This is a genomic window from Candidatus Poriferisocius sp. (assembly GCF_965204015.1).
GTDB lineage: Bacteria > Actinomycetota > Acidimicrobiia > Acidimicrobiales > Bin134 > Poriferisocius.
Genome location: NZ_OZ241965.1, coordinates 989,324 through 1,003,052, shown reverse-complemented (window position 1 = coordinate 1,003,052; position 13,729 = coordinate 989,324). Strand labels below are relative to the sequence as shown.

Sequence of the window (13,729 nt, the reverse complement as noted above, 5' to 3'; positions counted from 1 at the left end):
CTACTCGACCAGACATCAGCCGCTGCCCTCGACCTGCACCGTCACGATGTCTACGCCGTGGTACTTCTGGTGGCGCACCGCAGAGGCGTGGAAGCGCAACAGTCGCAGCGAGAGATCGTCGGCTGATGGCACGGCGACCTCGTCGGTCAGAAACGCCAGCTGATCCTCGATGTTCTCCTGGCGTGTGGTGGCAACGAACTCCAGTTCCACCGTCGTGCCCTGCGGTCGCGCCGTGATGTTCAGGCGCGGCTGCTCTGTGTCCTCAGCGCCGTCTTCTTGGGCTAGCAGGCTGGCCAGGGTCTCTTCACCGGCCGATCGCAGCCGCAGCGTGGATGCCTCGTTCCATCCGAGCCGGGATGCCAACCGAATAAGGAATTCGTCGATCACCGGAATCGAAGCTGAGTCAAGGGTTACCTCGAGGCGCGACCGGCGCGTGCTCATCGCTTCGAGTAGCAGGGTCATGGCGATCGCAGCAATGGCGCCGATGGTGACGCCGCTTCCCAGCAGCTCGCCATAGTCATCGCCAAAGATGTCACGGGTTATGGGGTGTCCGTGCAGTCCCAGGCCCAACGCACTGGCGAGCGCCACCACCAGCATGCGCCGGGAGTCCAAGCCGTCGCGCAGCACCGTTTGACAGCCGCTGACGAAGAGCATGCCCATGGCGAGCATGAGGTAGGCGCCCAACACCGGTCCGGGAATGGTCAACAACACCGCGGTGAACTTGGAGAACAAGGCCAGAAACACGGTGGCGGTGGCCACGCCGATGCCCACTCGGCGGGCGGCGACGCCGGTGAGGTTGATCAGCGACAGGCTGTATGAGGAGTTGGCCATCGTCGGCAGCGTGCCGGTAAGCCCAGAGAGCAGCATGCCGACGCCGTTGACGCTGACCATGCCCTGGATCTGACGGAATTCGATGGCCCGCGGCTGTCGACGGGAGCCCTGCTGAATCACCACTCCATCGCTGATCGTCTTGAGACCGAGCACCAGGGTGAGAATGGCGAACGAGGGCAAGAGCACCCAGAACTCCTTGCTCGGGGTGAGATCGACGCTGAGGGACGGTACATCGGGGATGCCGAACCAACCGGCGCTGGTGATCCGGTCGCCGTCGAGCACGCCGAATGCCGCCGCGACCGCGCATCCGGCCAAGATGCTGCTGAACGGCGCTACCAGGCGCCAGCGTCCGCTGGTCTTCAGCGCCACGATCACCGAGACCAGCAGCGTCGCTCCGGCGATCACCGGGCCCGCCGAGGTTGGGGCGTCGGCCGGCAGGTCTTCGACGGTGTCGAACGCGATGGGCAGCACGCTGACGGCGATCAGCATCGTCACCGTGCCCGACACAGTCGGGGTGACGATTCGCCTCAGTGCCGGCAGCCACCAGGCCAGCGCGACCTGCATCAAGCTGCAAACGATCATCAGGCTGGCGAATGTCGCCAGCCCGGCCGCGGTGACCGTCGCCACCATGATGGCGATGAACATCGCCGCTGGCCAGGCGAGCACGACATGGCCGGCGCCGAAACGCTGGAACCGGGACGCTTGCAATGCCGTTATGCCGCCACAGATCACCATGGCGGAGAACACGCTCCACGTCAGATAGCTGTCGTCGAGTCCCGAAGAGCGAATGGCGATCGCTACGTTCAGCACCGTCGGAGCGACCACCAGCGCCGCGCCCTGAAAGCCCACCAGCAACGCGATCGCCGGAGGACACGATTCCTCTGGCTCAAATCGGATGGGCTGTTCGCCGCTATCGGCAGTCACTAGTCAGCCAATCTCCCACAACGAGCCTAGACCTAGTCGCTCCAAAACTGACGGAGGACTTCTGCTGATCAGAGCTTGAAGAGAGTGCAGGACATACGTTGCGCTTCCAACAAAAGTGAGGATAACCTCGTGTTTGTTGAGGAATAAAACCGACAGCAGCCCGAGAATTACTTCGGGAATGAGGCAGGTGTGACCGAGTTTTTTCGCGCCTATGGCCGATGGGTGGGCTATCGACCGCGGACCGCACTGGGAGTGGTGCTGGTTCTCACCGTGGTAGCGGTGGTGGGCCTTGGCTTGACGGCGAGCGATGACAGCGAGCAGGGGGCATTCCTCCCCGATGGCAGTGAGCTGGTGGCGGCCCGCGACAAGCTGGCGGAGAGCTTTCCGGAATCGGCCCAGCTTCAATCCGTGCAGGTAGTGCTGCGGGGCAATGTACTGAGTTCCGCAGGGGCCTCCGATGCGAGGGCTGCCACGGCAATCGCCGCAACCCACCCGGAATTGTCGGACTATTTGTTTGCGGCAAGGCCCCCGACGTCGCCAGGCCATGTCTTGTCGGCCATCCTCGCGGGACCAGGAGGCGACCCAGGCACGATCGACTTGGCGTCTGTGCCTCAGGCCGAGGTCGATGCCGCCATTGCCGACGAGGCCAATGCCGGGCTGGTGTCGGTGCTCAACGAGTTGGTCGCCCGCGACCAAAGCGGCGATGTGGTGGGTGGCATCGGCATCGTGACGGTGAACGCCCACGACGACTTCGAGGGTCTGGCCGACGCCCAAATTTCTGTTGACGAGGCGGTGAAGGCGCTGGAGCTCGCCGAGCTCGAGTCGGCCCGGACTCTGTCGCCGGGCAAGGTCTCAAAGGAGTCGGACGAGTCCTCGTCGTCCTCGCAGGCCCTGCTGATGATTCTGGCGTTCGTGGTGATCGCCGTTTTGTTGGCCTTGTTCTTCCGCAGGTTCAGCGACGTGCTCTTGAGCTTGGGCGGGCTGATTCTCACCATCGTGTGGGCCTTGGGCTTCCAGGGACTGGTGGGCCCGAAGGGGCTGGGTCTTATCGGGGCGCCCAGCGCCTTGGCCCAGATGGTGCCGGTGATGCTCATCGGGCTCTGCGTGGACTACGGCATCCAGTACACATCCCGCTACCGGGAGATCAGGGCGCAAGGCGCCGAGCCGTCGGCGGGCATCTCGAAATCGGTGGCCTTCGTGATGCTGCCGCTGGGCTTGGCCGGGGTGACCACCATCGTCAGCTTCTTGACCAATCTGTTCGGCGAGATATCCGGCCTCGCCGACTTCGGCGTGGTGGCCGGCGGGGGAGTGGCCTGCGGGCTGTTCGTGTTCCTCACCGCGGTGCCCGCCACCCGGGTGCTGCTCGACCGGCGGGCTCAGGCCAAGGGCAAGCAGCCCAAGATCGTTCCCATCGACCAGTCCATTCCCGGCGCGGGCCACGTGGTGGAGGCCATCGGCGGCCTCACGGTCAAAAGGCCGGCGGCGATTCTGGTGCTGGCCGGATTCGCGACGCTTTTCTTGGGGACGACGGCTGCCGGCCTGGGGGCGTCGTTCAACTCCACCGATCTCCTTCCCGACGGCACCGAGAGCAAAGAAGACGTGGTGTTCCTGACGGAGAACTTCGGCGGCAACAGCGAGCCGGTTACCGTTTTGGTGGAGTCGGACCTGTCCAACGACCGCACCATACGCAACCTCCTGGACTTTGCCGCGGCAATCGAAGACCCCCTCCAGAAACCGGAGGCGGTGAGCAGCGGAATCACCTTGTCGCTGGGAAACTATGCCCGGTCGCTGCCCCCGGAGATCCGATCGCAGATTGAAAGCGATCTGGCCTTGAGCCGCCCCCACCCCCTGGCGATCGACAGCTCGGTGATCGACGACACGCTGGAGCTCATACGATCGCACGACCCTGCTGCGTTTGACGCAGTGGTGGCGTTGGACCCGTTTGGCGACGATGACCGGACCATTCTCCAGTTCAGCGCGCTGACCGGCGATCCCGATCGGACCCGCGACCTATTTGCCGATGTGGACGGCCTGTGGTTTGGAGACGACGAGGACATAACTCCGGTGGCCACCGAGATCACCTCGCTGGAGATCACCGACAGCCTCATCGACAGCCAGACCTCCGCCATCGCGCTCACCATCGTGGCCGCGCTGATCGTGCTCGTGCTGTTCTTCTGGGTCACCGAGTTCCGCCCCATGCTGGCGGTGCTGGCGGTGCTGCCCATCTTGCTGGTGCTGGTATGGGTTCTGGGCACGATGGTGCTGCTCGGCTTCAGCTACAACGTGGTCACCGCGCTTATCACCGCTCTGTCGGTCGGCATCGGTGTGGACTACACCATCCACATCACCCATCGCTTCGTCGAAGAGCACGAGCACCATGGCAAGTCGATCAAAGAGGCCATCAGCAGCACCATGCACACCACCGGAGGCGCGCTCATCGGATCAGCCCTAACCACTGCGCTGGGCTTCAGTGTGCTGGTGTTCAGTCCGATTCCGCCCATGGGCCAATTCGGACTGCTCACCGCCATCACCGTCGTCTACTCCCTGATCGCGGCGGTGGTGGTCTTGCCTCCCATGCTGGTGACCTGGGCCGCCTACCACCAGTGGAGAAAGGCAGGCACTAGGACCCTGGCGCCGGCCTGACCCAGAAGTTCGTGGGCGGTGGCCTAGGAGCTCCTGGACGGTTCTGGGCTTCGTCAGCCGGAAGTGTCGATCAGTTCGGAGATGACGACGAAATTGCCTTCACCTTCGTCGGCCTCGTGATCCCACTTCATCAGCACGACACCGTCTCGGGCGTCGTACTTGTCAACCCCCAGCGAGGCGAAGGCCTCGTTGGGCAACTCGATCGACCCGAAGCCGTCGATTGCCGCTTGCAGGGTCTCGTTGGTGAGGTTCGGGCCGGCCGCGGCGGCGAGTTGCGCGAAGAGGTCCATGATACGGCAGCCCCCGAGCACCGGGGTATGCCAGTTGATCCCGTCGTCTGGCACCAGTGACGGGGAGATCACTTGGATTCCCGTTCGGCGTTCGAATATGTCAATGCAGTCATCCGTTCGCCGGTTGGTCTCATCTCCGGAGTAGGGCGATCCGATCGAGTACGCGTCGAAATAGCTGGGGTCGCTGGAGTCTCTCAGCCCGAATCCGAATGGACCGTGGTCAACGCTGAACACGTCGACTTCAAGTCCTCCCTGGATGATCTGCTCGACCGATACGTTGGTGTCGCCCTCAAGGAACACGGTGTCCACGTCGGCATTGCGGTAGATCTCCAGGAATGTGCGCCAGATCGACGCTCCAGCTTGGATGTCGCCGGGAGGCGCGTCGGACACCGTCCGGGCGACGATGTCCACTCCGGCGGCCTCAAGGGCGGGGACGAGGACGTTGTCGACCCTATCTTTTCGTTCTATATCGGAGTGCACGGCAACCCGGCCGACATCGGCCAGCAGGCCGGCTTGGTCCAACGCGGACACAAACACCGACATCAGCCGGTCGTCGGCAATCTCCAGAGCCACCCAGGGCGCATTGGCGCGGGCCAGATCGTCGGCGGTGTAGGGAGCGCCGAGGAGGGCGGTGCTGTGGCTCTCGGTCACGCAGAGGTTTCCGGCGGGCACTCTGGTGAATTCGCCCAGCACGGCGAACACCTGCTCGTCCTCGGTGAAGTAGACGCATCCGGCCAGCGAAGTGTCGGTGCCGAAGGGTAAAAACTTGTAGATGATCGGCTCAACCATGCGGCCGCAGATCCCCCCGTTGTCGTTCACTTCATCGGCTAGAGCTTGCAGAATCACCTCATAGTCGCCTCGCTCGATTTGAGCGATGCCCAGATTCCCCAGCTCCTCGAAGTCCACTTGGGGCGCGCCGACCTTGATGGTGTCCTCGGTAACCCCGGTGGCGGTGGCACCGAGCTCGCCCTCCCCTGCGCACGGAGGCTGGAAGATGGGATGGGTGGCTGCCACTTCCTCTGTTTCAGGTATGTCGCCGTCGGAGGGCGCCGTGCTATCAGGCGCAGCAGTTGCCTGGTCACCGGCTGCATCTTCGGTCTCGGGCTGGGAGTCGTCGACCGCGCCATGGGACGCAGAATCATCGGGTGCGCTATCGCCCTCGATCGTCGGGGGGGCGGCGACTGGAGTCGGAGATGGCCCTTGGCCGGTAGGACCGTCTCCGTTTCCCGAGTCGCCGCCCCCGCAGGCGGCGGCAAGCAGGCCGAATACGGCGCATAGAATGGATAGCTTCTTCATGTTTCCTCCCCGAGTGGGGCATTGGGTGGGTCTGAGGTAGGCGATATGTCGGCTGAAGCGGCGTCCCCCGACCGTTGGATGGCCCGTTCGTCGGTGCCGAGGTAGGAGGCGATGACCGCGGGGTCGTTGCGAACCTCGGCGGGCGGGCCCTCCGCGATGACATCGCCGGCTTCCAGGCAGTAGATCCGGTCGCTTATGTTCATGATCATGGGCATGTCGTGCTCGATCACCAGCATGGCGGCGCCCAAATGGTCTTTGATGGCCAAGAGCAGCGGGGCGAAGGCCTCGACCTCTCTTTGGGCCACGCCCCCGGTCGGCTCGTCGAGGCACAGCATCCGGGCTTCCAAGGCCAGAAGACATCCGAGCTCGACTATGCGGCGAGTCCCGGTGGACAGCTCGGAGGTGAATCGGTCGGTATAGGCGCCGAGCCCGAGGAAGTCGGCGATGTCTTGGGCATGGGCCCGCTGGGCGCGATCGCGGCCGTACCCATTGGGCAAGTGGGCGACCGCGGCGGTGAAAGAGGTGCGCTGGCGCGATTCGGAGGCCACCGCCAGGGTCTCCAGGACGGTCAGGTCGGGGAACAGCCGGGCCTGCTGGAACGTCCGGCCCAGGCCGAGTGAGGCTCGCCGGTCGGCGGGCAATTTCTCGATGGGATGTCCCTCGAACTCGATTCGACCGGTGCAGGGGACGAACCCGCTGATGGCGTTCATCAGCGTGGACTTGCCGGCCCCGTTGGTGCCGATCAATCCCACGACCTCGCCGGCGTGAACCTGGATCGCAGCATTGTGGACCGCCACGAGGCCGCCGAAGGTAACCGTGACCTCGTTGGCGATGAGCACCGGACCGGCGGCGGGGGCGGCATCAGCTCGGGACACCACGCTGGTCACATCGCGTTTGGGCACCGGCTCGGGCTCGGGAAGCCGAGCCGCGTACCAATCGAGGAAGCGGTCGCGTGCGGTGAACACCACTTGGGCGAATCCGCCGGGGAAGTACATCAGCAGACCCAGCAGCCCGAGCGAAGTGGTCAAAAGCGGCACGAGGGCGTTGGTCGGCCAGACGGCGGGGAGCCCGACAATCCAGAGGGCGCCGAGAATCGGCCCGACGACGGTGCCGGCACCCCCGATGACCGCGATGGCGACCACCTTGATGGAGTCTTGGAGCTGGAACTGTTCGGTCAGCCCGATGGAGACGTACAAACCGGCCATCAGCCCGCCGGCCAGCCCGGCGATCACCCCAGAGACGGCAAAGGCCTGGATTCCGGCTCGGGAGGGGGAGATCGTGTACGCCGCCGCTGCGGTGCTGTTGTCCCGCACCGCCAGCCATCGGCGTCCCACTCCGGTGGCCCGCATCCTGGCCACAAGGATTATCACCGCGGCCAGAACCACCAGCACGAGGTAGTAGTAGGTGCGTTGTTGAGCCAGGTCGATGGGCCCCTCGGCTCGGGGAAGCGAGACAGAGTAGGAGCCGCCGGACAAGAACGGCCGCCGCCACAGGAACTGCTGTCCCAACAGGGCCAGCGCCAGGGTGGCGATGGCCAGGTGAAAGCCGCGGACCCGCAGGGCGCCCAATCCGACAATCACGGCGACAACTCCTGTGGCTGCCGCCGCAATCAGCACAGCCGCATAGAAGTGGATCTCGGGCAGCCCCAGGGTGAAATGTGCCCCGCCAACGCCGATCCCGATGTCGCGACCGGCGGCCAGGGCGGCGGCCGTTAGGCCGCCGATGCCGGCCAGGGCGGCCTGTCCCAGCGAGATCTGCCCGGTCCAACCAGACAGCACCACCAACGACAGCCCGATCAGGGCAAAGAGCAGCACTTCGCTGAACAGGAGCTGGCGCGAGGCCTGGGTCAGCACGAAGGGGAGGATCGCCCCGGCGGCGATGAGCAAGCCGATGCCGATGCGGCCTGAGTTGCGCACCCACCAGAGCCCGGCCACCGCGTGGGGAAGCGGGCGGGTTGTGGGCACGAATGAGAACGACTCGTCGCTGCTGGACTGCCGTCGGCTGGCCATCAGGGTGGCGACGATGACGACGAGGAAGAGCGCCCCGTCGTAGAGCCCCGACGTGGTCGGCCAGTTGAACACCAGCACCGACCGGAGGATTCCAAGGCCCACCCCGGAGAGCAGGGCCACAGGGAAGTTGCGGAACCGCCCGATGAGGGACGCGGCCAGCACTTGGACCAGAGTGGCCGGGCCCAGTGACCGGAACCCGCTGGGCTGTCCGTTGATCCCCGCCACCATGATCAGCGCCACCGCGGCCAAAAGACCGGCAATAATCCAGGTGATCGTGGAGATGATCTTGGGGCTGATGGCGGTGAGCCGAGCCAGGTCGGGGTTGACCGCGGCCGCCCGGATGGCCCGGCCCTGGGCCGTGCGCTGAAGATAGTAGGTGAGCGCCGCGGTCAGCACGGGAACGGCGATGATCACGACCAGCTCGGCACCTCGCATCCGGATGCCCAGCGGCTCCCACTGGCCGGAGACCGCCACCGGATACCGATCGGACATCGACGCCTCGATGTCGGGCAGGGCGATCTGTAGCAGTTCGCAGAGTTGTGCGATCCCGATGGTGGCCACCAGGAGGATGACCCTCGGGGCGCGGAACAGCCGGGTGATCACGGTGATCTCTAGGGCGCCGGCGATCAGGCCGCCCACCACCACCGAGACGATTGCCGCCGGCCAGAACGGCCAGTCGTAGGTGAGCACGAGCAGCGCCAGCAGGCTGGCCGACAGCACGCCGAGCGATCCCACTGCGAAGTTGATGACACCGCTGGCCCGGTAGATCAAGACGATCCCCAGAGCCAACAAGCCGATGAGCAGGCCGTCTATCAACCCCAGGTACACGATCTGGTTGGTGAGCGTTACGGCCAGCATCAGCTTTCGCCCTGATCCGGCGCCGTGTCATCGGCCCTGCCACGGCCCAAGAACACTGCTCGGGCCAGGTCGTCGCGCTCGAGGAGGTGCTGGGCTGATCCGGTGAATCGCACATGGCCCTTCTCCATGAACACCGCCCGGCTGGCCAGCGTCAAAGCGATGTTGAGCGACTGCTCCACGATGATCATCGTCTGGCCGGCGTCGCGGAGTCGCCCGACGATGGCCAGAAGCTCCTGTACAACGACAGGGGCGAGGCCGAGGGAAAGCTCGTCGATGATGAGCACCTCGGGGTCGTGCATGATGACTCGGGCCAGTGCCAGCATCTGTTGCTGCCCGCCACTGAGGTCTTGACCCCTTGTCTTGGGCCGGCGGCCGAGCTCGGGGAACAGCTCGTAGGCCCGATCCAGCCTGGCGGGCACGTCGGGCTTGGTGTCGGCCCCGCTGCGCATGACGACGGCCGCGGTCTCCAGGTTCTCCTGCACCGTCAAGTCGGCGAACACCCCCTTGCCGCCCGGCAGCATGAAGATGCCCTCCCTCACCCGCTGCTCGGGCGAGGCCAAGGTCATATTCCGGCCGTTGAGCCGCACCACGCCCCGGGAGGGGATGGCCAGGCCGGCGGCAACTCTCAGGGCCGTGGACTTGCCGGCGCCGTTGGTGCCGAGGAGGGCCAGCGTCTCGCCGCGGGCCACTTCCAAGTCGACGTCGAACAGGACCTGAACCGGGCCGTAGGAAAAGTCGACGTTGCGAAGCTGGAGTACCGGGATGTCGGAGGGGTCGGCCTGTATGCGGTCTCGCTCGGCCTTCTCCTCCTTGATCTCCTCAACCACCAGCGAGAGGTCGGATCGGATGTGCCGGGCGCCGTTGATGGCGAACAGGCCCCCCGCCACCATGGCCACGGGGACCACGGCCAACAGAGCGGTGCGGGGCGAGGTGGCGTCGGAGATGAGGCCCATCAGAATGGCCCCTCCGAGGCCGCCGACGCCGAATACCAGTGACGTTCCGATGGCCGAGCCCAGCGCCCGCATGCGGTATGGGTTGATGTGGGCCAGAGTGGGCCCCAAAAGCGAGAGGGCCGGGGCGGCGAACAGCGCCCTGAGCCCGGTCATCACCCCAAAGGTCACCGGTGACGGCATCAGGAGCTGGAGAACGCTGAACAGCGCCATCGGGAAGAACAGCGCGCCCAGCAGTGCCATGGCCTGCGGAGGGGTGCGGCGGTACAAGCCGTCGTACCACTTGGCCGCGTAGGGGATCATGAACAGCGCGATCACCCCGGGGGTGCTGTTGGCCAGGGCTCGCTCGAACGGGCCGAGGTCGAAGCGCTCGTCGAGGTAGAGGTTGAGGAAGATCCCGTCGGAGATGAGGCTGAACCCGATGGCCACCGCGGCCATGAACGCCCACTTGATGGTCCGCACCTTGAAGAGCCGCTGGAAGGCGGCACCGAGCGATATGGGTCCCGGCTTCAAGTCGGTCAGAGCCTCGCCGATGGTGGCGCGCTGTTCGAATTGTCCCCGGGGTGGGTCTTTGAGGAGGAAGATGGCCATGCCAATGAACAGCGTGGGTATCGACACCGCGATGAACCCCCAGCGCCAGGCGTCGTCCCCGCCGATCAAAGAGACCAGCCCGCCGACGGCTAGCGGCGCGATGAACGCGCCCGTTCGCCCCGCCACGTCTTTGGCCGCGTACACCCGGGCTCGGGCCTCGACGGGATAGCTGTCGGCCATGATGGCGCCCTGCACCGGATGGGTCTGCGACCGGCCGAACGAGATGGCGCAGTTCACAATGAAGAACCAGAACGCGGTGGGCACGAAGCCGAGCAGCAGGGTCATCGCCGACCAGAAGACGGTGGCGAGGGCCACCAGCTTGGTGCGATTGCCGGTGTCCGCGATGCGCGACAGCAAGAGCCCGCCGGCCACGATGAACAAGTTGCCCCCCGCGGTGATGGTGCCCAGCACGGCGTCGCTCACCCCGAGCGACTCTTGGATGTCAGGTCCGAGGAGCCCCAGCGCAGTGGTCCCCAGGGCATCGGTGGCGTCGAGTGCACCCAACAGCACGATGGTGGACACGCCCCCGATTGCGATGGCGTCTCGCAAGGAGACATCCTCGGTGCCGACGCCGGGAAGCTCGTTGTCGTCGAGAATCTCCGGTTCCGCGGCCAGGTCGGCCTGGCGCTCGGCTTCCGCGGCCACGATCTGATCGCTCAGGGCACCGGCGTCGAGCGGATCGGCTGCGGCGTCCGAGAGCCCGGTCTCGGTGGGTTCAGCCATCGAATTCCCCTCTGGACTTGTTCGGCCAGACCTTCACAAAACCTGAGTGTGGTCTCAGGTTTACTGGCGAGTGAAGTCGAAATCGGGCCGTCTGTCAAGAAATGGACAGGGAAGGCTGGCTAAGTCACTTCTTGGGCGAGCTCCTTCATGTATCCCCGGAGGACGAGTCTCATCTCTCGAAGAATGACTTCCCGACTCGGGGTTGCAAGCTGATTGGAGAAGAGCATCAGCGACTCGAATGTGAGAACGAGGATTGCGGCAATGCCCTCTAAACGGGTGGTTTCGACCTTCGGCAGTCGGTGGCGCAAGGCCGCGGTCATCCATTGTCGTGCCGGATAAATGGCGTGCCGAAATAGCTCATGGGCTTCGTGGTCGAATTGTGCGGCGATGCCCACAGCGCGCAGCCCCGGAGACTTGCGCACCGCGGCTGCGTACCTGTCGATCATGTCTAGAACAAGGTCCTCGAAGGGCTCATCACCGTCGTCGCGACTATCGAACACGCGAAGCAATTGCTTGTTCTGGCTGTCGATGAGAGCCGCGATCAGGCTCAGCTTGTTCGGGAAGTAGCGATAGACCGAACCGATGGAGCCGTTGGCCCGCAGGGCCACAGACTCCATGGTGAATCTGTGCCAGCCAACCTCGTTCAGCTCGGCGCCGGCCGCGTCGAGGATGGCGTCAAACCGCCGTTTCGACCGCTCCTGGACCGGGACCTTCCACTCCGAGTGGTCTTGCAACTCAAGTGCTCCCGTGGCCCAGGAAGATGCTCATATTGCGCACCACATTAGAACGTGAGGTGGGTTTGAGTCCGAGACGGCAATATGTGAGGTTGCCTTCACATTTCGCTCTATAGTATCGGGACCATGGGTGAGGACCACTGGGATGAGACCACGGACGAGGCCGTGGAACACGAGCCGTGGCGCGTCATCTACCGAGATGAGAACTGGCCAGGCCAGGCCGAACGACTAGCGGAGCTCAATGCTCGGCCCGGCTACGAGATCCACGAACGGGCCTTCGTCGCCAGGGGGGCCCATGTCATTGCCCGGCGCCTGCGTCTTGGGGAGTTGAGCTTGATTGCTTCGGGTTGCCTGGTGCGGGGCGACGTCTCTTTCGGCGACAACTGCACCTTCAACGCTGGTGCGACCGCGATGGGAAAGGTCACCATTGGCAACGACGTGCGGATCGCCAGCGGAGTTGTGCTCGTCGGCTTCAACCACGTCTTCGAGGACAACGAGAAGCCCATTTGGCATCAGGGCTCCACCAGCGAGGGGCTCGTCATTGAAGACGACGTGTGGATCGGCACCAACGTAACCATCCTCGATGGCGTGACCGTCGGCGCTCACTCTGTCATAGCTGGGGGCGCGGTCGTGACCAAGGATGTCCCTCCATGGAGCATCGTGGGGGGCGTTCCCGCCCGGGTCATCCGGAGTCGGCTCGACCCCACGGGGCTGCCGTCGGATCCGCTGGCTTCGTTCTCCAAGACGGTCGAGGCTCAGTGGCCTGACGTGTTGGCGCGCTGTCGCGGCGTTCACGAGACCGGGGACAGCTACGTCGATGTTCCGGGCGACGACTGGGTGCCGCGGGCCCAGAACGACGCCATCGAGATAGCAGCCGCCTTCGGCGAGATCGCCCCCGGCGCCGAGTGCGACGAGTGGGTTGAGCGCCTGCGGGCCCAGCAAGACCCGGACACGGGCATTTTCGTCGACCCGGCGGTTGGCCTCAGCGAGGATCCGGTGGCTTTCGATCTCTCGAACAGGTGGCAGATGTACGGCCTGTTGTCCACCGGCTGCGCGCTCGAGGTGCTCGGGTCGGGGCCGGAACATCCCATTCACGCCATTGCCAACACGTCCGACGACGAACTGCGAGCGCGGCTCGAGGCGCTGGACATGGGGTGGCTCGCCTGGGCCTCAGGCGCGTGGATCGACGCCTGGGGCACCGGCATTTGCCTCAACCGCCGCCACCACGGCTCAAAGGACGACGGCGCGTTGCTGTGGGGGTGGCTGCTCGCCAACCAGCACGCCCACACCGGCATGTGGGGCACACACCTCGAGCCGGCAGGCGACATGAACCTGCGCTGGCTCATGGCCGTCAACGGGTTCTACCGGCTCACCCGCGGCACCTACGCCCAGTTCGGCATCCCGGTCCCCAACCCTGAAGCGGCGATCGACACCGTGCTGGCCCATTGCCGCGACTACGAGTGGTTCGCCACCGAGGGGCGGAATGCCTGCAATGTCCTCGACGTCGTCCACCCGCTGTGGCTACTCGGTCGCCAGACCGATTACCGAGCCTCCGAGATCCGCTCGGCTGTCGCCGGTGTTCTCCCGGGAATCCTGGATGACTGGGTGGACGGAGAGGGCTTCGCTTTCGAGGCTGGCGGCGTCCCCGGGCTCCAGGGCACAGAAATGTGGCTCTCGATCGTCTATCTCGCCGCCGACATCCTCAGCGAGTCCGATGGCCTCAGCTGGAAGCCCCGCGGAGTCCACCGCCTAGAGCCAGCCAGCCGAATCTCTGGCTAAAGCCCATCGGGCCGCCCGGCATAGCCAGCCCAGGTTGCTGCTCGCCGGTCGCCATTGGGATCACTTGACATTAGGCGGTGTTTACCAACCGGCGATGAATC

General features: G+C 65.1%; 7 protein-coding genes. 2 read left to right on the top strand and 5 right to left on the bottom strand.

The features are described from left to right. Positions 1-15: 15 nt before the first annotated feature. On the bottom strand, positions 16-1,755 hold the full coding sequence (locus tag ACOGJC_RS04620; protein WP_419847335.1) for a uracil-xanthine permease family protein: 1,740 nt from the start codon (positions 1,753-1,755) through the stop codon (positions 16-18). Between the two features lie 189 nt (positions 1,756-1,944). On the opposite strand from ACOGJC_RS04620, the gene ACOGJC_RS04615 reads away from it, so the two are divergent. Beyond that, on the top strand, positions 1,945-4,398 hold the full coding sequence (locus ACOGJC_RS04615; RefSeq protein WP_419847334.1) for an efflux RND transporter permease subunit: 2,454 nt from the start codon (positions 1,945-1,947) through the stop codon (positions 4,396-4,398). 53 nt (positions 4,399-4,451) lie between these two features. Here the strand turns inward: ACOGJC_RS04615 and ACOGJC_RS04610 are convergent, their stop codons facing one another. The 4 genes from ACOGJC_RS04610 to ACOGJC_RS04595 form a co-directional block, all read right to left on the bottom strand. Further along, the gene (locus ACOGJC_RS04610; RefSeq protein WP_419847333.1) at positions 4,452-5,984 is read right to left on the bottom strand and encodes a hypothetical protein; all 1,533 of its coding nucleotides are present in this window, start codon (positions 5,982-5,984) and stop codon (positions 4,452-4,454) included. Further along, positions 5,981-8,851 (bottom strand): ABC transporter permease subunit, encoded by a 2,871-nt coding sequence (locus ACOGJC_RS04605; protein WP_419847332.1) that lies wholly within the window; start codon positions 8,849-8,851, stop codon positions 5,981-5,983. Before ACOGJC_RS04605 ends, ACOGJC_RS04610 begins: the two co-directional genes overlap by 4 nt. Continuing rightward, on the bottom strand, positions 8,851-11,115 hold the full coding sequence (locus ACOGJC_RS04600) for an ATP-binding protein (protein WP_419847331.1): 2,265 nt from the start codon (positions 11,113-11,115) through the stop codon (positions 8,851-8,853). The genes ACOGJC_RS04605 and ACOGJC_RS04600 overlap by 1 nt, the downstream gene beginning before the upstream one ends. Before the next feature lie 119 nt (positions 11,116-11,234). After that, entirely contained in the window at positions 11,235-11,849 is a 615-nt protein-coding gene (locus tag ACOGJC_RS04595) for a TetR/AcrR family transcriptional regulator (RefSeq protein WP_419847330.1), read from the bottom strand. 126 nt (positions 11,850-11,975) lie between these two features. Here ACOGJC_RS04595 and ACOGJC_RS04590 point away from each other — a divergent pair, with 126 nt between their 5' ends. Then, positions 11,976-13,628: an acyltransferase gene (locus tag ACOGJC_RS04590; protein ID WP_419847329.1), complete on the top strand. Its 1,653-nt coding sequence runs from the start codon at positions 11,976-11,978 to the stop codon at positions 13,626-13,628. Positions 13,629-13,729: the final 101 nt, after the last annotated feature.